The organism is Vibrio sp. B1Z05 (genome assembly GCF_052955985.1).
In genome coordinates this window covers 2,695,862-2,716,742 of sequence record NZ_CP130463.1, presented here as the reverse complement: position 1 = coordinate 2,716,742, position 20,881 = coordinate 2,695,862, and the positions used below count along the sequence as shown (strand labels likewise).

Here is a 20,881-nt window from a genome sequence, read left to right as displayed (position 1 = left end):
AGCATAGGTAAGCATTTCAAAAAGGAAAATTCGATTGGAAATGAACATGCTGAGAAGTATCATTAGAACCCTTTTTTGTATCTCGGTGACGTTATGAGGCTAAATCCACAGCAGGACCAAGCGGTAAAATTTGTGTCTGGGCCTTGTCTGGTATTAGCAGGAGCAGGTTCAGGTAAGACGCGCGTAATTACCAATAAGATTGCTTATCTTGTTCAGCAATGCGGCTATAAGGCGCGTAATATCGCGGCGGTAACGTTTACCAACAAAGCCGCTCGCGAAATGAAAGAACGAGTTGGGCAAACCTTAGGTAAAAATGAATCTAAAGGGCTGATGGTGTCTACTTTTCATACCTTGGGCCTGAACATCATTCGTCGAGAGTACAAAGCGCTAGGTCTAAAAGCGGGTTTTTCGTTATTTGATGACCAAGACCAACTTTCCATGCTTAAAGAGTTAACCGAAGATCTTTTGGAAGGGGATAAAGACTTGCTGCGTCAGTTAGTGAGTACTATCTCCAACTGGAAAAACGACATGTTAACTCCTGCTCAAGCTAGAGCTTCAGCGCAAGGTGAGTTACACACATTATTTGCCGACTGTTTTGAAATGTATCAACGTCAAATGGTCGCTTACAACGCGCTAGATTTTGATGATCTGATTTTGATGCCTGTATTGCTATTAAAGCAAAATGAAGAGGTGCGAGAACGCTGGCGCGCGCGTATTCGTTATTTATTAGTCGATGAGTATCAAGATACCAACACCAGTCAATATGAACTGGTTAAATTGCTGGTGGGTGAGCGTGGTCGCTTAACAGTGGTAGGTGATGATGATCAGTCTATTTATTCTTGGCGTGGGGCTAAACCGCAAAACTTAGTTTTGCTTGGTGAAGATTATCCAAATCTAAAATTGGTTAAGCTTGAACAAAACTATCGTTCAACCAGCCGAATTTTACGCTCAGCCAATATTTTGATTGCCAATAACCCTCACGTATATGAGAAAAAGCTTTTTTCAGAGATCCCTGATGGTGAAAAGCTCAAAGTGTTAATGGCAAAAAATGAAGACCATGAAGCCGAGCGTATTACGGGTGAGATCATTGCACATAAGTTTGTAAATCGAACCCACTATCGAGATTACGCCATCTTGTATCGTGGTAACCATCAATCACGATTAATTGAAAAGTCTTTAATGCAAAACCGTATTCCTTACCGAATTTCCGGAGGAACGTCTTTCTTTTCTAGAGCGGAAATTAAAGATGTGATGGCGTATTTACGAGTGTTAGTGAACCCTGATGATGACAATGCATTTTTACGTATCGTGAATACCCCACGCCGTGAGATTGGTCCGGTGACTTTAGAAAAGTTAGGTAGCTACGCCAATATGCGTGGCAAAAGCTTATTTGAAGCCTCCTTTGAACTCGGTTTAGAACAAACCTTATCCGGTAAAGGCTTGGAGAGCTTAAGACGTTTCACTGAGTGGTTGGTGCGAGTGGGCGATAACGCTGAACGTGGCAATACCGTGGAAGCGGTGCGCAGTTTAGTGCGTGATATTAACTACGAAGATTGGTTGTATGAAACCTCAGCTAGCCCAAAAGCGGCTGAAATGCGCATGAAGAACGTTTCTGATCTGTATAGCTGGATTGTGGCTGATCTGGAGGGGGACAACTATGACAAAGAAGAGAAAACTCTCAAAGAAGTGGTACAGCGTTTAACACTGCGTGACATGATGGAACGTGGGGAAGACGATGCCGAAGCGGACCAAGTGCAACTAATGACCTTACATGCTTCTAAAGGCCTTGAGTTCCCGTACGTATACTTAATGGGAGCAGAAGAAGGCATATTACCGCACCAAACCAGTATCGACGAAGAAAACGTAGATGAAGAGCGTCGCTTAATGTACGTGGGGATTACGCGAGCGCAAAAAGAGCTGAGTTTTACGGTATGTAAAGAGCGTCGCCAGTACGGAGAGTTAATCAAGCCAACTCAAAGTCGCTTCTTAGATGAATTGCCTTTTGATGATCTTGAATGGGAAGTGAAAAAGAAAGAGCAAACCAAAGAAGAACGCATGCAAAAAGGGCAAGCGCATATCGCAAATCTTAGAGCAATGTTTAAAAAATAAAAAAAGATGGCGCAAGCCATCTTTTTAACAAAGTTCGTCGCGTTATGTTAATCGCATAGGTAGCTAATGATTAAAGATTGGCAATCATATGGTCGATAGCGGCAACGATTTCTTCATCAGTACAATCCATACATGCCCCTCTTGCTGGCATAGCATTGAAACCATTGATCGCATGTTCAACCATTGTTTCTTTACCTTGTGCGATGCGGGGGCTCCAATCGGCAGCATCATTTATTTTTGGTGCGCCGCCCACTCCAGAGCTATGACACGCTAGGCAGAAAGTGCCATAAACAGTAGCGCCGTCACGAGGGCCTGCCGCTGCAACTTCAGCTTCTGGCTCGCTTCCTGCGATGTAAACATTGCCGACAGGCTTAATGCGCTCAGCTATTGCATCATAATCAGCTTGATCTGATGAAGCAAAGCTAGCACCAGAAAAAACCAGCGCAACGGTAAATAAAGTAACAAGTTTACGAGGCATATCCATTCATTCTCTTTTAATTCTAGGTAAGCGCTAACCGGTTGACCATTTGTGTGCAGATCGCACAAAATGAAATCACCAACTGTTAAAGTGTTGTAAATGTTGGGTGATTATATATCTTATGAATGTTGCATTAAACTATATCTTTACGAGGGCGAGGGTTAAATCACATCTAAAAATAGCGACATAATGATCGTTTTCGTTGAAAAAAAGCACAAACACAAAAAAAACTGTAAAAAGTACTAGACGGCAAACTGTGATATCCGTATTATTCCACTCCGCCGATAGGGCATGCGCCCGTAGCTCAGCTGGATAGAGCGTTGGCCTCCGGAGCCAAAGGTCGAAGGTTCGAATCCTTTCGGGCGTACCATCCGGAAGCCTGTTTTTAGCAAACAGCGTATTGGCAAAAAATAGTGGTGGCTATAGCTCAGTTGGTAGAGCCCTGGATTGTGATTCCGGTGGTCGCGAGTTCGAATCTCGTTAGCCACCCCATTATTTTGGTAACTTCGGTTTCCTATTTCGATGTTAAATCGGGATGAAATTAAGTCGGTGATAACATTACTTGATAGTGTATCCTGTCTTTGAAAATAGCGAGACTAGAGGCAAGCCTCTGGTAAACGAAATTTTCTAAAATTTGTCGGTGAATAGCGCAGCTTGGTAGCGCATCTGGTTTGGGACCAGAGGGTCGGGGGTTCGAATCCCTCTTCACCGACCACTACAATTAGTCATGGCAAAAGCGGTGATTATAAAAAATTGATGGTGGCTATAGCTCAGTTGGTAGAGCCCTGGATTGTGATTCCGGTGGTCGCGAGTTCGAATCTCGTTAGCCACCCCATCATTTGGTAACTTCGGTTCCCTATTTCAATTTGATTGAAATGAAATTTGTCGGTGAATAGCGCAGCTTGGTAGCGCATCTGGTTTGGGACCAGAGGGTCGGGGGTTCGAATCCCTCTTCACCGACCACTATAACGAAGCCTCACTCGAAAGAGTGGGGCTTTTTTACGTCTGTAATTTGTGAAAAGCGATCTATTTCGGCTATTTCAAAAAAAACGCACTAAACAGTGCGTTTTTGTATTCATACTGATGAGCGAGACTAGTCCATCATATGTTTGCGTCGAATATCCAATAACGCAAAAATACCAAAGATCAAAATGGACCATTTTTCCCAAGAACTGAGTTTCACTTTATCGCCAAATGCACCAAGGAAGATAGCCGACTGTAGGCCGTGCATCATGAATAGGAAGGCGGTCATGATATAAAGCGCAATGGCCGCTTTGCCGGGAAACGGCTGAAAAAGATTATAGATAAGCACAAACCATACAAAGGCGATGGCCGCCTTTGCAAGTATCAAAAGGTATTTCATTCTTACTCTCTTATAAATAGTTGGAATCTAACCTGTCCCGCCACTTTTTCTCTGTGCATTGTCCAATTATCGGGTAATGCAGGCATTGCCAGTTCTTTTTCAGTTTCAATGTAAATTAAAGCCTGATCACTCAGCCAGCCATTGTTTTCTAGTTGTTCGATGGCTTCTAGCAGAAGGCCCTGACGAAAGGGAGGATCGATAAACACAATATCGTATGGCTTCCCTGGTTGTTTCAAGAAGTTTAATGAATTTTGATTTAATAGGGTGATGTTGGTCGCTTTCACCGCTTGCATGTTCTGTTGTAGTTGCTGAAATGCTTTTACATTTAACTCAATAAGAGTCACTTCTTCGGCTTGTCTTGATGCGGCTTCAAAACCCAAGCCACCCGAACCTGCAAATAGGTCTAAGCAACGTGCATTGGGGATGTCACTGGCAATCCAATTGAATAAGGTTTCTTTCACTCTATCGGTGGTTGGGCGTAAACCTTCGGCATCATGAACCGGTAATTTTCGGCCTCGCCAAAGCCCGCTAATGATGCGGATTGACCCTGAACCCTTATTATTTTGTGAAGAAGAGGAGCGTTGATGTTTTCTCATGCTATTTTTGGCCATGGAATAAGTGGTATCATACCCAATTAATTATTTTAAAATTGTACTCGTAAATACGAGATTAATCATCGCTAATTAAACGTACACTGCGCAATTGCATTGTATATACGCACGAATCATGAGTAATTGGGAAAGTCTTCGATGACGGATAAGAAAAAACGCGGCTTATTGTCTTGGCTTGGTTTTGGTGAAGAAGATCAAACAAAACCAGAGCAAAAAGAAACGGACGTTAACGAACAGCAGGAGCTGGATACTGAAGTTACTGAACAAGCAGTAATGCCGGCAGATGAGTCTGATAGTGAGGTTGTCGCGCAAGAGACGACCGAAGTAGAAGATACACCCGAGCAAGCCGAGACAGAAATCGAAGCGCAAGATGCAGCTGAACCTGCACAAGAGCCAGAATCTACTGAGCTCGTAGCCGACGATGTGATTCAGCCTGAGGTGCAAGAGAAGCCGACAGAGAGTTTCTTTGCTCGTTTAAAACGTAGTCTTGCACGAACCAAAGCGAATATTGGTGCGGGTTTCTTTGGCCTGTTTAAAGGCAAGCAAATTGATGATGACCTATTTGAAGAATTAGAAGAACAACTTCTGATTGCGGATGTTGGTATGGAAACGACCATGAAAATCATCGACAGCCTGACAGAGAAAGCCTCTAAGCAGCAGCTAAAAGATGGTGAAGCTTTATATGATCTTTTAAAAGAAGAGCTTGCTGATATTTTGGCAAAAGTAGAGCAGCCGTTACATATTGATGAACAAAAAACACCGTACGTTATTTTAATGGTAGGCGTGAACGGCGTTGGTAAAACAACCACTATCGGTAAGCTCGCTAAGCAGTTCCAAGGGCAAGGCAAAAAAGTCATGCTAGCTGCAGGGGATACTTTTCGTGCGGCGGCGGTGGAGCAGTTGCAAGTGTGGGGTCAACGCAATGACGTGCCTGTTATTGCACAACATACCGGCGCAGACAGTGCTTCTGTTATCTACGATGCGATTGAAGCGGCTAAAGCTCGCGGCTATGACGTAGTGATTGCAGATACAGCAGGACGTCTACAAAACAAAAGTAATCTTATGGAAGAACTGCGTAAGATTGTTCGCGTAATGAAGAAAATTGATGACAGTGCCCCGCATGAGATCATGCTGACTTTAGATGCGGGTACCGGTCAAAATGCGATGAGCCAAGCTAAACTGTTTAGTGACGTAGAACCGGTTACAGGTATTACGTTAACGAAACTGGATGGAACCGCTAAAGGTGGCGTTATCTTTGCGATTGCAGACAAGTTTAATATCCCAATTCGTTATATTGGTGTGGGTGAAGGCATTGAAGATTTGCGTCCATTTGAAACGCAAGATTTCATCGATGCATTGTTTAGTAGAGAAGATTAGAAGCCTAGCGCAAGGATGATTTTGTGATTAATTTTCAACAGGTGAGTAAGGCTTACCGTGGTGGCCATCAGGCATTGCAAAAAGTCGATTTTCACTTAAAAAAAGGCGAACTGGCTTTTCTTGGCGGTCACTCTGGCGCAGGTAAAAGTACTTTACTGAAACTTATTTGCGCGATGGAGCGACCTACCGACGGTAAGATTGCCTTCAATGGGCATGACATTACCCGTATTGGGGATAAAGAGATCCCGCTATTAAGACGTAATATCGGAATTGTTTTCCAAGACCACCGCTTGTTAATGAACCGAACCGTTTATGACAACGTAGCATTGCCGATGCGCATAGAGTCTATTGCTGAAAATGAGATTAAACGTCGAGTCAGTGCCGCTCTTGATAAAACAGGTTTGCTTGAAAAAGCCCGCTGTTTGCCTTCGCAACTGTCTGGTGGTGAACAGCAAAGGGTGGGTATTGCGCGCGCTGTAGTGAATAGACCCACTTTATTGCTTGCCGATGAGCCTACCGGGAACTTAGACCCTGAGCTATCTAATCGTATCTTCCGCTTATTTGAAGAGTTTAACCGTGCAGGCGTTTCTATTCTGATTGCGACGCATGATGTGGGTATGATGGAAATGCGTAAGCAATATCGCCGTTTTGAATTGAACCAAGGATTTTTGAGTGAGGCAGCAGGTTATGGCCAGTAAAGGTTCTGTAGAGAAAATAGGGTATTTTCGTTCACACTACATAGTGGCTAAAGATTCTTTACGCGAGATTATGGATCGTCCACTAGGTAACTTGTTTACCTTAGCGGTGATTGCGATTGTATTAGCACTGCCTTCTAGCTTATACGTTGTGGCCAAGAATATTTTAGATGCCGCGCAAGAAGTCAGTCAGCCTGCGGCGGTAAGTGCTTACTTACAAGAAGGGACATCTGAAGCTCGAATTATGCTTATCAAGGATAAGCTAGAGAGCGATGAGTCCGTTTCAAAAGTCGAGTACATTTCGTCTCAACAAGGCTTACAAGACTTAAGTTCACATGCAGGGTTTAATGACGCCATCAGTCTATTGAATGACTACGCATTGCCGGCATTACTGGTTATTCATCCTGCGCAAGCGTCCAAGGCGACTCAGCAACATATTCTGGAATTGGCGAAGTCGGTTGATGTATTTACCGATGTGCGTGTTGATCAAGATTGGTTGAAGCGTTTTGATGCCGTGAAAACACTAAGCAGTTCGTTGGCTATTGCTTTGGCGTGCATGATGTTAGTGGCGGTGATTTTAATTATCGGTAATACCATGCGTTTCAATGTATTGGCGAGAAAAGAAGAAATCCAAGTGATGAAGTTTCTTGGGGCAACCAATAGCTTCATTTTACGTCCATACCTCTATACCGGAATGTGGTTTGGTTTACTGGGCGCACTATTAGCTTGGTTAATTACTCTATCTTTATCACTATTTTTGGGAAGTACGGTGCAGTCGGTGGCATCACTTTATGATAGTAGCTTTATTCTTAGCCCATTGGGTTTAGATGAATCCGTTATCCTTTTGTTAGTAGGAAGCTTTTTAGGTCTCTTTGCCGCTCAAGCTTCTGCGCGCCGTCATCTTTCTGAAATTGAACCTGTGTAGAATTTGCTGGTCATAATAGATAGAGGGGGGATAATGTGTATGTCTCAACTCACAGACTAAGACTTGCTCTAGTTTGAATTCTGTGCATAATGTTCAGTCCGTTATTCTTTTAGGCATACCTAATTTAATAATGTTAAGTAGTAAAGTTCAATGAATGAGGAATTGAATGGCTAGTAAAGCGTTTTCAATGGCGTTGGTATCTCAAGATAGTCTAGATAGCTACATCCGCTCAGCAAACGGTTACCCTATGTTAACCGCAGAGCGAGAAAGAGAGCTTGCCGAGCGTTTACATTACAATGGCGAAATTGAGGCAGCGAAAGAGCTGATTCTATCTCACTTGCGCTTTGTTGTTTATGTTGCCCGTGGTTACTCTGGTTATGGTCTTCCGCTTGCTGATTTAGTTCAGGAAGGGAATATCGGACTAATGAAAGCCGTTAAGCGATTCAATCCTGAAGTGGGCGTTCGTCTAGTTTCATTTGCAGTTCATTGGATTAAAGCTGAGATTCACGAGTACGTATTGCGTAACTGGCGTATTGTTAAAATCGCCACTACCAAAGCTCAACGTAAACTGTTTTTCAACCTGCGTAAAAATAAAAAACGTTTAGGTTGGTTTAACAATGGTGAAGTTGAGACAGTAGCGAATGAGTTAGGTGTATCACCTTCCGAAGTTCGTGAAATGGAATCTCGCTTAGCTGCTCAAGATGCCACATTTGAGTTTTCAGCTGATGACGATACGGCGACGAACTTCAATCCAGTCGCACCTGCGTTGTATCTTGAAGATCAAGATTCAGACATTGCAGATTCTATTGAAGCGGATAACTGGGAAAGCCACACTAATGCACGTCTAGCGAGTGCTTTAGCCACTCTTGATGAGCGTAGTCAGCATATTGTACGTGCTCGTTGGTTGGATGACCAAAAGCTTACCTTACAAGATCTGGCAGATACCTACAGTGTTTCGGCAGAGCGTATTCGTCAGTTAGAAAAGAATGCGATGAAAAAGCTTAAATTGGCCGTTGGCGATTTGTAAGCGATATTAAATTTCTTTAAAGGCCAAGATCGAGAGATCTTGGCCTTTTTTATTAGGATCGGTTTTACCCTGTTATTTAGGTGGTTTTTCTGTGGATAACTCTGTGGGATAAATTTCGATAGCATGTCTTTAACTCAGTTAAAGCAAGGGTTATCATCGATATCTCTGGTGGGGATAGATAATTTTAAATCAACACATTATTAAGGATCAATACTAGATATTGTGGATCATCTTTGCTAAAAACACTTTATCAACGTAATCCACAGGTTTACCCACAGCTGGTGGTAAATTGATCATTATGCTCTTTGTATTAGGGATAAAATTCCTTATTGGCTTTGGATAGGATTTTTTAAGAGAAAACAAATAATGGAAGAAATACAACGAATCAGTGTTCATCAAGCACACCAGATGTTATCAACACAGCAAGCAAAATTGGTTGATACTCGCGACATTCAAGCGTTTACTGTGGCACATGCGATAGATGCTTTTCATTTGACCAATCAGAGCATTGCTGAATTCATGGATTCAGTGGAGTTTGACGATCCTATCCTAGTGATGTGCTATCACGGTATTAGCAGTGTGGGTGTTGCTCAGTACTTACTTAACCAAGGTTTTGAGCAAGTATTTAGTATTGATGGTGGCTTTGAGGCTTGGCAGCGTCAACAGCTACCAATCGAGGTCCATGAATGATTCGTTTAATACAGATTAACAACCCTCGTATCGCTCAAGCCTTTATTGATTACATGGCCTCACAGCAGGTGACTCTTTCTCAAGTGGGAGAAGGGGACGGTCAGTTTGCGATTTGGTTGCATGATGAAGATGCGTTGCCAGAAGTGCAGCAAGAACTAGAACTGTTTTTAAAAGATCCCAACCATAAAAAATACCAAGCCGCCTCTTGGCACATGGCTGAAACCCGCACCCAAAAGTTCAGTTATTCCACTCCTAGCTTTTTGCAGATGATTAAAGCCAAAGCAGGGCCAATGACTTTGCTGATTATGACGATATGTATCCTAATTTATGGGCTTCGTATTCTAGGGATGCAGCAGCAAGTATTCTCTTGGCTACATTTCCCTGCGGTTAGCGAGCAACAATGGCAGGTATGGCGTTATTTCTCGCATGCGCTGCTGCATTTCTCTGTATTGCATATCACCTTTAACTTACTTTGGTGGTGGCAACTCGGTGGTGATATCGAGCAAAAATTAGGGCGAGCTCGCCTGACGAAAATTTTCTTATTCTCCGCACTCATCTCAGGTTGTGCTCAATACTGGATTGACGGTGCCAACTTTGGTGGCCTTAGTGGGGTTGTGTACGCCTTAGTCGGATATATTTGGGTTGTTTCGGTGCGTGCACCGCAACTTGGGTTAGATATACCTAAACCTATTCTTGGTTTTATGTTGGTGTGGTTAGTGCTTGGTTTTGTACAACCATTTATGGCCATTGCTAATACCGCACACCTTGCTGGTTTGGTCGCAGGGTGCGTATTAGGTGGCTTAGATAGCATAAATCGTACTAAGAGCACTTAATTGGTGATCTCTATTACCTTATTGGTATTGCGATTGGTACAATTGGCGCATTACATTAAGAGTGCGTCATTAGTTGGTAAAGAGTTACGAAGTTAGTATGACAAGCCCCATTAGCATATTTCAGCAGGCTTTGCGTGATATCAATTGGCAAAGCCCAAGCCAATTCCAATTTCCGAACACAAACGCTAAGCATTGGTTGTTAGAGGAAGACTCTCTGTCTCATCGTCTATCTCAATCTTGTGTTGATTTTAGTGTTGAGTTATTTACCAACAATAAAGTTCAAGCGCAGATGCTGTCAGCAAAAGAAGCGGAGATTTTAACCCGAGAAGTTTGCCTCCTTAGAGAAGTGATCTTGCGAGGCGATCGTCATGATTGGGTGTATGGGCGCACTTTGATACCAGAAAGCTCACTGCTTTCTCACTCACATGATTTTGAAAAACAAGGTGAACTGCCTTTAGGCGTCACCGTCTTTCGTTCGCAAGGTGCGTATCGTGATGCTCTGCAAGTGGGAGAGATTGAGGTGGATGGGCAAGTATTGCTAGCACGCCGTTCTCGGTTATGGATGAATGAAACACCGATGCTGGTAGCGGAACTCTTTTTACCAGAATCCCCAATATATTTAAAAAGGAACACAGTTAATGCTCTCTAAAATAAGAGCCTATTATTTGCTGATGAGGATGGATCGACCTATCGGTAGCCTCTTGCTGTTATGGCCAACATTATGGGCCTTGGCAATGGCTTCAGAGGGGAAACCTCAATGGGGAGTTCTTATTGTATTTTGTCTGGGGGTATTTTTAATGCGCTCAGCAGGGTGCGTGATTAATGATTTCGCCGATCGTGATTTTGATGGGCATGTGGAGCGTACTCAGTTTCGCCCAATACCGAGCGGATTAGTGTCGGCAAAAGAAGCGTTAGCTTTGTTTGGCGTCTTGAGTGTTGTTTCATTTTCTCTGGTGTTGACCATGAATACGCTCACCATCCAATTGTCATTTATTGGTGTCGCCTTAGCGGCACTTTATCCGTTTATGAAGCGGTTTACCCATTTGCCACAGTTGGTATTAGGGATTGCATTTAGTTGGGCGATTCCAATGGCGTGGGCGGCAGAGTCTGGACATATAGCGCCATTGGCGTGGTTATTGTTTGCGATTAACTTATTGTGGACTGTTGCCTACGATACTCAATATGCGATGGTTGATAGAGAAGACGATCTTAAAATAGGTATTAAATCGACCGCTATTTTGTTTGGTCGCTTTGATAAGTTAATTATCGGGTTATTGCAGGCCACCACTATAGTTTTACTGCTGGTGGTCGGTGAGAGTGCTGGCCTTAGTGGTGCCTTTTACTGGGGGGTGCTTGTGGCCGCTATTTTGTTTGTGTATCAGCAATGGTTGATTAAAACGCGCTGTCGTACACAATGTTTTCAAGCTTTTCTTAACAATAACTACGTTGGCATTGCCGTTACTGCTGGCTTATTTATCTCTTATCTATAAAAAATCCCAGCTATCGATTCTGTTACTAGTAGAATCGATAGCTGGGATTGATGCTTTGATGAGTTATACCAATCACACTAAGTAAGTGATCAGAACTAGCGCAGGAAAAATGCTCGAGAACAAGGCAGAATTTTTCGATAAGTAGTTATTCTACAATCAAAAATTCTAACGCCGTTATCGAGCATTTTAACAAGCTAGAATGACCTGTTATTTAGTACGATTGGTATTATGCTTACTCAGCCTGAGCGATACCTTCTTTAATGGTCAGTTTTACTTCTGGCGAAAGTATCTCAAGTAAGCTCAGAGCTAATTCCTCAGTGCGCTCAATATCACACTCCCCATCTTCATCAAGATAGTTCTGTTCTTTTAAGGTATTAAACAGCGCTGCAAATACCCCTTTATCAAAAAACTCTGGTGCATTAATGCCATGCAAGCGACCTAAGCGCTGTGCGATATCTTGGCAGCGTACTTCTAAATCTTCTTGAGTTACCTCAGGTCTTGAAGCCAAAAGATTCAGTGCAATACTGTAGCGTTGCAGAGTTTCTGAAATCGTTCTGGAAAGCAGCTGTATAGTATGGATGTTGGACTGATTAAGGTTAATCACGTCATCATCAATTTGAATAAGCTTCTGAGCCAACAACTCTTGCACGATTAGCTCAATTTTCTCTTCAAGCTGTTCATCGTCATAAGAAAGGAAAAATTCCTTTTTCAAGAACGGATATAGAACCGAAATATTGTGCTGTAGTTTTGCCAATGTGCAGTCAGGTAGTTGGATAATAAGCTGGGCAATTAATGAGGGAAGTGCCAGCATATGTATGATGTTGTTACGATAGTAAGTCATTAATACAGACTGATGACGATCTAAAGAGACGATATCACCCATGCTGTCTGAGTCGACAACAAACTTATCTAAAGAGATAGCGTGCGCAGCCAATTCTTCTGCTGAGCTATCCGGTACAGTTGAGTAATCCGTGTATGGTGTGTTGCGCAGGATACGTAAATAACAATCGATTTGATTGATCAAACTTTCTTTGGTTAGGGCTCGTTGTCTTGACGCGAGTAGAGCTGTCGCGGATAAGCTCAGGGCATTAGCTGCGGCGGCATCATTAATGTGCGTCATCATTTTTTCAGCAATAGCATTAACAGTAGGCGCCATCCAATCCGGTCTGACAGAGCTTGGTGCACCAATACTGTCTCGCCATTGTGGCACATTTTCGTTGAGATAGTTATTCAGTGAGATAGGCTCGCCAAAGTTGACATAGCCTTGGCCAAAGTTGCGCAGTTTTCTAATCGTACGCAGTACCTGTCCAGCATTCTCTTTTTCTTTACGTTTACCGCGCAGTTCTTTTGCGTAAGTCGAGACTTCCATTACATGTTCGTAGCCGATATACACAGGTACTAAAGTGACGGGACGATTTAGTCCTCGTAACATGGTTTGTACTGTCATCGCTAACATGCCGGTTTTGGCTTGCAGTAGGCGACCTGTACGAGAGCGTCCACCTTCACTAAAGTATTCAACCGAATACCCTTTCGCAAATAGCTCGGCTAAGTATTCTCTAAAAATAGTCGAATAGAGCTTGTCACCTTTGAAGCTACGGCGAATGAAGAATGCGCCACCTCTTCTAAAGATAGGCCCAGCTGGGAAGAAATTTAGGTTTACACCGGCAGCAATATGCGGTGGTACCATGCCTTCGTAATAAAGAATGTAAGAGAGCAGCAGATAATCCATATGGCTTCGATGACACGGGACATAAACGATTTCGTGCCCATCTTGCGCTAATTTACGTACAGTCGAAGCATTATTAACATTGATGCCTTGATAGAGGCGGTTCCATAACCAAGTTAAAACAAGGTTGCCTTGCTTGATCAATGAGTAAGAAAACTTAGCTGCAATTTCATCTATTATTTTTAGTGCTTGTTGCTCCGCTTTTTCTACACTAATATTTTTTTCTGCTGCTTCTTCGGCAATGGCTTTATTTATCGCTTCGGATTTGATCAGACGCTTAAATAACACTTCTCTATTTGGTAGGTTTGGACCTGACGCGGCTAATTTTTGACGAGAGAAGTGAATGCGTGCTACACGTGCTAGTTTTTGTGCGATGGTTTCATCAGAGCCATGTGAATCAGCCATATGTCGCATAGACACTAACGGGCTAAAGCGAATCATACAGTCTCGACCAGAAAACAATACTGCGAACATTTTCTTCCAAGATGGCAGATTTTCTAAGTAAGGTTTTTCTTGTCCTTCTTTGCCTGGCTTACGTCCCCACATAACCGTGGTTGGTATTAGCTGTACATCGAGTTCTGGCTGTTCTCTGTGTAGTTTAAGAAGCTGAGTAAACAGGCTTTGCGAACCAAGAGAGTCGTGAGTATCTTGGTCTTTAGCGTCCTCATCCATAGAGCTAAATACATAGCGTCGAAAGCTTTGGCCACTTAGCTCAAGTGGTTGTAGAGGATCGGGTAGGCCAAGTTGAATAGCTCGTCTGCGAATAGCCAACAAGTCGACATTGGATTCATATGGCAAAACGTAGACAATAGGTTTTTCTATGTCTATGTTGAGATTATTAATTGGCGAAGGGGGTACGACGCTCCCCTTAACCAGTACTTTCAATGGAAAGCGCAAAGCTGATTGTGTCAGTGTATGACCAGAAGACATATTATTGATTGTCCCAATTTGTATTTGGCGTCCAAGACTCTTCAAGGCTCGGTTGTAACATAAGCGTCGCAAGAATAGCAGAACTGGTCGAACCTTTTAACCAGAATTACGTCAATGTTAGGTTTATGACTGAAAAAGCACAAAGAGATAAAAGAATAGGTGAATAATGAAAGGTAATACAGGATTCAAACGCATTATTAAAGCGACAAGGTATTCGATACAGGGATTGCAGGCTGCTTTCAAACATGAGGCTGCTTTTCGTCAAGAAGTCACTCTCGCTATTCTACTGATCCCGATTGCCTTTTTGGTGGATGTTGGTCACGTTGAACGCATGTTGATGGTGTTGTCTTTATTTATTGTGCTGATTGCAGAGCTGATGAATTCGGCTATAGAGGCTGTGGTGGATCGCGTTGGATCTGATTTTCATGAATTAGCAGGGCGTGCCAAGGATATTGGTTCGGCAGCGGTATTTGTCGCTTTAGGCCTAGTGGTATATATCTGGGTTGAAGCATTATTCTTTTAACTTAAATTTCAAGTTATTAGGGCTAGTTGGTTGATTATTTAACCATGCTGTATATACTCACAGTTAACTGTATAAAATAACAGGTGCCCTATGAGACCCTTAACCCAAAGACAGCAACAGGTATTCGATCTAATTAAAGCTAAGATTGAGGATACTGGTATGCCACCAACAAGAGCGGAAATTGCCCGCGCGCTGGGTTTTCGTTCAGCTAATGCTGCCGAAGAGCACCTTAAAGCACTGGCTAAAAAACAGGTAATTGAAATTATTCCTGGTGCTTCAAGAGGCATCCGTATTTTATTGCAAGATACCGCTAATGATGACGGTTTACCGCTGATCGGTAATGTGGCGGCGGGTGAGCCTATTTTAGCTCAAGAGCATATAGAATCTCATTACCAAGTTGATCCACAAATGTTCAAGCCAAAAGCGGACTTTTTACTGCGAGTACACGGTGAAAGTATGAAAGACATCGGTATTATGGATGGCGATCTACTCGCAGTACATAAAACTCAAGATGTTCGTGATGGACAGGTTGTGGTGGCACGAGTGGATGAAGACGTCACCGTGAAAAGATTGGAGCGTAAAGGCGCAACTGTTTTGTTGCACCCAGAAAACGAAGCTCTGTCTCCAATTAAAGTTGATTTAACTCAGCAACATTTAGTGATTGAAGGTATTGCTGTCGGTATTATTCGTAATAGTACTTGGATGTAATCACTACATTCCAATAACTGACAGTTCACTAAATATGCAGCGCCCCTTAATAGGAGCGCTGTTTTTTTTGCCCTAAGATTTACCAAGGAAGCTTTATGCATAATCCAGTTATCCGTTCACTCATGGACTTAAGTCTGCACAAGAGGATTCTTGCGTTGGCAATACCTATGGTGCTGTCCAACATTACGGTACCGTTATTGGGTTTAGTTGATACTGCCGTGGTAGGGCATTTGGAACACTCTTGGTATTTAGGTGGTGTGGCGTTAGGCAGCACCATGATCAGTATGGTGTTTTGGCTATTTGGCTTTTTACGTATGTCGACAACAGGCTTGTCCGCGCAAGCTAAAGGAGCGCAAGATCCTAGGAAATTAGCCCTGATCTTACTGCAAGGTATTTTCATGGCATTGTCATTTGCTGTGCTTTTCTTAATCTTACATCGTGGGATTATTGCCTTGGCTTTGGGCTTTAGTGATGCCAGTGAACAAGTACAGTTATACGCTTCGCAGTATTTTGCCATAAGGGCGTGGAGTGCTCCGGCGGCGATGGTGAACTTTGTATTGCTAGGTTGGCTATTAGGCAATCAAGATGCAAAGGCTCCAATGTGGATGGTGATTGCGACTAACGTGACCAACATAGTGCTAGATGTGTTGTTTGTAGTGGTTTTAGATTTTGGAGTATCCGGCGTAGCGTCTGCCTCGGTGATTGCAGACTTTACAGGAACATTTGTCGGTCTCTATTTCTGCCGCAAAGCGTGGCAAAAGTCCGTTCAACTGACTTTACATCAAATGCTGTCTCTAGGTACGAGTAAGTTGTTTGCTGGGGTACTGCGGTTTATTCGTTTAAATAGAGATATCTTTTTACGTTCATTATTCTTGCAAGCAGTATTGGCATTTATGACCTTCCAAGGGGCGAGTTTTGGTGATGATATTGTAGCAGCCAATGCGGTACTGATGAGCTTAGTATTGATGGTCTCTTACGCCATGGATGGTTTTGCATACGCAATAGAAGCGATGGTTGGTAAAGCCATTGGTGCGAAAAATAAAGTCGAGCTGGCGCTTTCTATATGGGGTTCCTTTATCTGGGGCTTTATTGTGTGTTGTGGCTTTGCACTATTATTTGGAGCTGGTGGCAGTCTTGTAGTGGCGTTAATCAGTGATATCGACAGTGTCAGAATCACTGCAGACGAATATCTACCATGGCTTGCTATCATGCCGTTAGTTTCAATGTGGTGTTATCTGTTTGATGGCATTTTTATTGGCGCGACTCGAGGCAAAGAGATGCGTAATAGCATGTTCTTGGCTGCGATTACTTTTTTTGTCCTCTATTTTAGTTTTGCGTCTTTGCAAAATCACAGTTTATGGATTGCCATGCTCGGCTTTATGGCAATGAGGGGAGGAGCGCTTGGCTGGATATTTATCAAGTTGTGGAAAAAGGGGCAGTTTTTAACTTCTGCCCACTCTTAATATTGGCTTGCTTACTGACGTTGTTGGTATAACTTGATCAGAACAGGCGGTTTAAGCCATTTAATGCCGCTACTCGATATGCTTCAGCCATTGTCGGGTAGTTAAAGGTAGTATTGACGAAGTAGTCAATGCTATTGGCTTTACCGGGTTGTTCCATGATGGCTTGTCCAATGTGGATAATTTCAGCCGCTCGTTCTCCGAAACAATGGATGCCTAAAATCTCTCTGCTTTCTCTATGGAAAAGGATTTTTAAACTACCAATGTCTTTGCCTGATATTTGTGCTCGAGCCAAGTGTTTAAATGAAGCGCGTCCTACTTCATAAGGGACTTTAGCGGCTGTTAGCTCTTGTTCTGTTTTACCTACAGAGCTGATTTCAGGGATCGTATAAATACCCGTTGGGATATCTTCAATTAATCGTTGAGTGGATTCGCCTTCGGCAATCGCTTTAGCGACAAAACGCCCTTGGTCATAGGCGGCGCTTGCTAGGCTAGGGTAGCCAATCACATCACCTACCGCATAAATATGCTCGATGTCGGTTTGGTAGTTGCTGTTGATTTTTAGTTGACCACGAGAGTCGGCCGCTAAGCCGGTAATTTCTAAATTGAGTGTATCGGTGTTGCCCGTTCGGCCATTGGCATACAGCAAGCAGTCGGCGCGCATTTTTTTTCCCGACTCCAGATGAACGATGACCCCATCATCGGTTCCTTCGACTTTTTCAAATGATTCGCCGTTGCGAATAACAATACCACTGTTACCAAAGTGATAAGACAGAGCGTCAGAGATTTCTTTATCTAGGAAAGAGAGGAGTTGGTCGCGCGTATTGATTAGATCGGTTTTTACACCTAAGCCGCGGAATATGGAAGCATACTCACAACCAATCACGCCTGCACCATAGATAATAATATGTCTTGGTTGATGGTGGAGTGACAGTATTGAGTCACTGTCATAAATTCGCTGGTGGTTAAAGTCGACGCTATCTGGATGATACGGACGCGAACCGGTGGCTATGACAAAACGATCTGCGGAGTAATGCTCAGTTCGTCCATCTTCTAGAGTTACTTTTACCGTATTGGCATCAGAAAATTGCGCAGCACCAAAGATCAGGGTGCATTGGTTACGGTCATAGAAGCCCTGTCGCAATGTTGTTTGTTTATCAATAACGGTTTTTGCATGGCTGAGAATGTCATCGAAACTGGCATCAAAACTGCGATTGTTCTTGCTAAATAAAGGGTTGTTATTGAATTCAGTAAAACGACTGACGGCATGTCTGAGTGCTTTGGATGGAATTGTACCCCAGTGAGTACATCCGCCTCCGACACTTTTTTCTTTCTCAATGATGGCTACATTAAACCCAGCTTTGGTCAGGCCCATAGCAGCACCTTCCCCCCCTGGGCCACTACCGATCACAATTACATCAAAATGCGATAAAGAACTCACAGAAACCTCCTTGTTTTGTTAGTAGCATTCTAGACTCTTGTCGTTATAGGTAAATTAGTTAGTGGTGACTAAGTGGGCGGTCTCACAATAAAGATCACTTTGTGAGTCTGCAGAGTTTGCAAACTAAGAAGCAGTTATGCTTTATTGTGGTTAGACTAAAATAGTTATGAATAAAGTATGGGCGTCAGAGCAGAGCAAAAACAAAAAACAAGACGAGCAATCATCGACTCAGCATTAGGACAATTATCTGCTGGGCGAAGCTTTTCTAGTATGAGTCTTCGGGAAGTATCAAGAGAAGCTGGAATTGCCCCAACGTCTTTTTATCGCCATTTTGATGATATGGACCAGCTTGGTTTAGTGATGGTTGACGAAGCAGGGCTGCTGTTGCGCCAATTGATGCGTCGAGCACGTGAACGAATTCAGGCTGACTGTAGTGTGATTCAAACCTCCATTGAAACTTTTGTGGAGTTTATCGACACTAGCCCAGATATTTTTAGGTTATTACTGCGCGAGCGTTCTGGCACTTCAGAGGAGTTTCGTTGCGCAGTGGCAAGAGAAATTCAATTTTTTAGTACTGAGTTAGCGGATTACCTGAGTGCACAGCAATTACCAAGAGAAATCGCGGCACTACAAGCTGATGCTATCGTAACGTTAGTCTTTAACTCGGGTGCTGAGTTCTTAGATATAGTAGAGAAGAGTCAGCGAATGGCTCACCAAAAGAGGCTAATTGAACAAGTTCGTATGATCTCTCTAGGGGGGCATGCAATGAACCAGTTTCAGAATAATAAGAAAGAGAGGGATTCATGACTGATCAAAAAGTAAATACAACGTCGGATAAGAAGTCGCTTTTATTAGCTTTAGTGTGCGGAATGAGTGTCAGTTCGTTGTTCTCATCGCTGTCCATAGAAGGTTATGCATTTTCGATTTTCTCACTAATTTGCTTAGTGTTAGCCACTCAATCTATCTATCAAAATTACCTTAATAATCCGCTAAACGAAGATTTCCCTCTATTGGGTGTAGGCAGTTTTTTCGTCGGCTTCTTTGGTCATTCGGCATTTATTAAAGCTCAATATCCAGAGGCGGGTACTAACTTTTTCTCTATCGTAGTGACACTAGTGTTGTTGGTACTGATTGGTAGGAAGTTAGGTTACTTAGGCAAATAAATAAAAAAGAGCGGCGAGCCGCTCTTTTATCTACTTATAGCTCTGCTACTTAATCTATTAGGCTTTACGCTCTAAAAATATGCCCATTTCCATATGATGGGTATATGGGAACTGATCAAATAACGCATAACGAGTGATGTTGTGTGTCTCACCTAAGATTTCTAAATTATCTTTTAGCGTTTCAGGGTTACAAGAGATATAGAGGATACGCTCATAACCTTGAACCATTCTGCAAGTGCCTTCGTCCATACCTGAGCGTGGCGGATCAACAAAAATTGTGTTGCAGTCATAACTCTTAAGATCAACATTAGCTTGTTTTAGACGGCGGAATTCACGTTTGCCTTCCATTGCATCGGTAAAGTCTTCAGCAGACATGCGAATGATCTGTACATTATCAATCTCATTTGCCCGAATATTGAATTGTGCAGAATCAACCGACGGTTTAGCCAGTTCAGTCGCAAGTACGCGATTGAAGTTTTGCGCCAGCGCTAATGAGAAATTACCATTGCCACAGTAAAGCTCTAATAAGTCACCGCTCGAATCTTTAGTACAATCCACCGCCCATTCCAACATTTTCTCTGCTACATGACCGTTTGGCTGGGTGAAACTATTTTCTACTTGCTGGTAGGTATAGGTTTTACCAAATACATTCAGCTTCTCGATAACGTAGTCTCTGTCCAAGACAATCTTCATCTTTCTGGCGCGACCAATAAGATTTAAGTTAAAGCCTTCATCATTAAGTCGCTGTTTCAGTGCTTTGGCATGTTGCTGCCATTCTTCATCAAGTTGCTTGTGGTAAAGCAAAGACACTAAAATTTCACCACTTAACGTGGAGAGGAAATCGACTTGGAAAAGCTTGTGGCGAAGTATGTTGTGTTCTTTGAGCGCTTCTATTAATAGCGGCATCAAATCATTAATTAAGCGACTCGCGACAGGAAATTGGTCAACACGATATTTCTCACGTGTTTCTTGATTAAACATCACGTAGTACAGGTCTTCACCTTCGTGCCACACGCGGAACTCTGCGCGCATTCGATAATGATCCTCATCAGAAGTAAATACTTCTAATGCTGGCATCGTATATTCGCTAAACATCTCTTGTAGACGTACTGTTTTATCATCGAGTTGTAGCTGATAAGACTCAGAGTTTACATTTGGGTTGGCCATTCACTTTTCCTGAATTGAAACAAGAGGCGCAGATTCTATACTCATCGGCATTGAGAGTATAGATTGTGTGCATGAGTTATTTTGATGTAGATAACAGCTTACGTATAAAACTACGCTTATATTTTATTTTAATACAATGATTGATGGCTTAACTATGTGATGTAT

20 protein-coding genes and 5 tRNA genes are annotated in these 20,881 nt (G+C 42.8%); 19 read left to right on the top strand and 6 right to left on the bottom strand.

Annotated elements, in window-relative coordinates; all coding sequences use genetic code 11:
- The first annotated feature begins 93 nt into the window (after positions 1-93).
- Entirely contained in the window at positions 94-2,109 is a 2,016-nt protein-coding gene (gene rep / locus QV280_RS12445) for a DNA helicase Rep (RefSeq protein ID WP_023405273.1), read from the top strand.
- Between the two features lie 70 nt (positions 2,110-2,179).
- On the opposite strand, the gene QV280_RS12440 is transcribed toward rep, so the two are convergent.
- On the bottom strand, positions 2,180-2,593 hold the full coding sequence (locus QV280_RS12440) for a c-type cytochrome (RefSeq protein WP_023405274.1): 414 nt from the start codon (positions 2,591-2,593) through the stop codon (positions 2,180-2,182).
- Between the two features lie 287 nt (positions 2,594-2,880).
- On the opposite strand from QV280_RS12440, the gene QV280_RS12435 reads away from it, so the two are divergent.
- The 5 genes from QV280_RS12435 to QV280_RS12415 all read left to right on the top strand — a co-directional run bounded on the left by QV280_RS12435 (position 2,881) and on the right by QV280_RS12415 (position 3,550).
- Positions 2,881-2,957: transfer RNA gene (locus QV280_RS12435), tRNA-Arg, on the top strand.
- Between the two features lie 46 nt (positions 2,958-3,003).
- A tRNA-His gene (locus QV280_RS12430) sits at positions 3,004-3,079 on the top strand.
- A 146-nt stretch (positions 3,080-3,225) separates the two neighbouring features.
- A tRNA-Pro gene (locus QV280_RS12425) sits at positions 3,226-3,302 on the top strand.
- 44 nt (positions 3,303-3,346) lie between these two features.
- A tRNA-His gene (locus tag QV280_RS12420) sits at positions 3,347-3,422 on the top strand.
- 51 nt (positions 3,423-3,473) lie between these two features.
- Positions 3,474-3,550 (top strand) — tRNA-Pro (locus tag QV280_RS12415).
- Positions 3,551-3,680: 130 nt separating this feature from the next.
- Here QV280_RS12415 and QV280_RS12410 read toward each other — a convergent pair.
- Together QV280_RS12410 and rsmD are read right to left on the bottom strand one after the other, a co-directional pair.
- Complete coding sequence (locus tag QV280_RS12410; RefSeq protein WP_023405275.1) at positions 3,681-3,950, bottom strand: DUF1145 domain-containing protein; 270 nt, start codon at positions 3,948-3,950, stop codon at positions 3,681-3,683.
- A gap of 2 nt (positions 3,951-3,952) precedes the next feature.
- Entirely contained in the window at positions 3,953-4,546 is a 594-nt protein-coding gene (gene rsmD, locus QV280_RS12405) for a 16S rRNA (guanine(966)-N(2))-methyltransferase RsmD (protein WP_172972847.1), read from the bottom strand.
- A gap of 153 nt (positions 4,547-4,699) precedes the next feature.
- On the opposite strand from rsmD, the gene ftsY reads away from it, so the two are divergent.
- The 8 genes from ftsY (at position 4,700) to ubiA (ending at position 11,598) form a co-directional block, all read left to right on the top strand.
- Complete coding sequence (ftsY, locus tag QV280_RS12400) at positions 4,700-5,938, top strand: signal recognition particle-docking protein FtsY (protein ID WP_152822886.1); 1,239 nt, start codon at positions 4,700-4,702, stop codon at positions 5,936-5,938.
- A gap of 23 nt (positions 5,939-5,961) precedes the next feature.
- Positions 5,962-6,636: a cell division ATP-binding protein FtsE gene (ftsE, locus tag QV280_RS12395; RefSeq protein ID WP_023405278.1), complete on the top strand. Its 675-nt coding sequence runs from the start codon at positions 5,962-5,964 to the stop codon at positions 6,634-6,636.
- Positions 6,626-7,558, top strand: a complete 933-nt coding sequence (gene ftsX, locus QV280_RS12390) for a permease-like cell division protein FtsX (protein WP_023405279.1) — start codon at positions 6,626-6,628, stop codon at positions 7,556-7,558. The genes ftsE and ftsX overlap by 11 nt, the downstream gene beginning before the upstream one ends.
- A 166-nt stretch (positions 7,559-7,724) precedes the next feature.
- On the top strand, positions 7,725-8,585 hold the full coding sequence (gene rpoH, locus QV280_RS12385; protein WP_023405280.1) for an RNA polymerase sigma factor RpoH: 861 nt from the start codon (positions 7,725-7,727) through the stop codon (positions 8,583-8,585).
- A 366-nt stretch (positions 8,586-8,951) separates the two neighbouring features.
- A complete protein-coding gene (gene glpE / locus QV280_RS12380) occupies positions 8,952-9,275 on the top strand; it encodes a thiosulfate sulfurtransferase GlpE (RefSeq protein WP_152822885.1) in 324 nt (107 codons plus the stop codon).
- Positions 9,272-10,108 (top strand): rhomboid family intramembrane serine protease GlpG, encoded by an 837-nt coding sequence (gene glpG / locus QV280_RS12375; RefSeq protein ID WP_152822884.1) that lies wholly within the window; start codon positions 9,272-9,274, stop codon positions 10,106-10,108. The genes glpE and glpG overlap by 4 nt, the downstream gene beginning before the upstream one ends.
- Before the next feature lie 97 nt (positions 10,109-10,205).
- Positions 10,206-10,757 (top strand): chorismate lyase, encoded by a 552-nt coding sequence (locus tag QV280_RS12370; RefSeq protein WP_152822883.1) that lies wholly within the window; start codon positions 10,206-10,208, stop codon positions 10,755-10,757.
- The gene (gene ubiA, locus QV280_RS12365) at positions 10,747-11,598 is read left to right on the top strand and encodes a 4-hydroxybenzoate octaprenyltransferase (protein ID WP_152822881.1); all 852 of its coding nucleotides are present in this window, start codon (positions 10,747-10,749) and stop codon (positions 11,596-11,598) included. The genes QV280_RS12370 and ubiA overlap by 11 nt, the downstream gene beginning before the upstream one ends.
- 232 nt (positions 11,599-11,830) lie before the next feature.
- Here the strand turns inward: ubiA and plsB are convergent, their stop codons facing one another.
- Positions 11,831-14,254 (bottom strand): glycerol-3-phosphate 1-O-acyltransferase PlsB, encoded by a 2,424-nt coding sequence (gene plsB, locus QV280_RS12360; protein WP_023405285.1) that lies wholly within the window; start codon positions 14,252-14,254, stop codon positions 11,831-11,833.
- 166 nt (positions 14,255-14,420) lie between these two features.
- On the opposite strand from plsB, the gene QV280_RS12355 reads away from it, so the two are divergent.
- The 3 genes from QV280_RS12355 to dinF all read left to right on the top strand — a co-directional run bounded on the left by QV280_RS12355 (position 14,421) and on the right by dinF (position 16,948).
- A complete protein-coding gene (locus tag QV280_RS12355) occupies positions 14,421-14,777 on the top strand; it encodes a diacylglycerol kinase (protein ID WP_152822879.1) in 357 nt (118 codons plus the stop codon).
- Between the two features lie 90 nt (positions 14,778-14,867).
- Entirely contained in the window at positions 14,868-15,485 is a 618-nt protein-coding gene (lexA, locus tag QV280_RS12350; RefSeq protein ID WP_023405287.1) for a transcriptional repressor LexA, read from the top strand.
- A gap of 95 nt (positions 15,486-15,580) precedes the next feature.
- Complete coding sequence (dinF, locus tag QV280_RS12345; RefSeq protein WP_152822877.1) at positions 15,581-16,948, top strand: MATE family efflux transporter DinF; 1,368 nt, start codon at positions 15,581-15,583, stop codon at positions 16,946-16,948.
- 37 nt (positions 16,949-16,985) lie between these two features.
- Here dinF and sthA read toward each other — a convergent pair whose 3' ends face one another.
- The gene (gene sthA / locus QV280_RS12340) at positions 16,986-18,386 is read right to left on the bottom strand and encodes a Si-specific NAD(P)(+) transhydrogenase (protein ID WP_023405289.1); all 1,401 of its coding nucleotides are present in this window, start codon (positions 18,384-18,386) and stop codon (positions 16,986-16,988) included.
- A 177-nt stretch (positions 18,387-18,563) separates the two neighbouring features.
- On the opposite strand from sthA, the gene fabR reads away from it, so the two are divergent.
- Positions 18,564-19,193, top strand: coding sequence for an HTH-type transcriptional repressor FabR (fabR, locus tag QV280_RS12335; RefSeq protein WP_023405290.1), 630 nt, complete (start codon positions 18,564-18,566; stop codon positions 19,191-19,193).
- Positions 19,190-19,549 (top strand): YijD family membrane protein, encoded by a 360-nt coding sequence (locus tag QV280_RS12330; protein ID WP_023405291.1) that lies wholly within the window; start codon positions 19,190-19,192, stop codon positions 19,547-19,549. The genes fabR and QV280_RS12330 overlap by 4 nt, the downstream gene beginning before the upstream one ends.
- A gap of 57 nt (positions 19,550-19,606) precedes the next feature.
- Here the strand turns inward: QV280_RS12330 and trmA are convergent, their stop codons facing one another.
- The gene (gene trmA / locus QV280_RS12325) at positions 19,607-20,716 is read right to left on the bottom strand and encodes a tRNA (uridine(54)-C5)-methyltransferase TrmA (protein ID WP_023405292.1); all 1,110 of its coding nucleotides are present in this window, start codon (positions 20,714-20,716) and stop codon (positions 19,607-19,609) included.
- Positions 20,717-20,881: the final 165 nt, after the last annotated feature.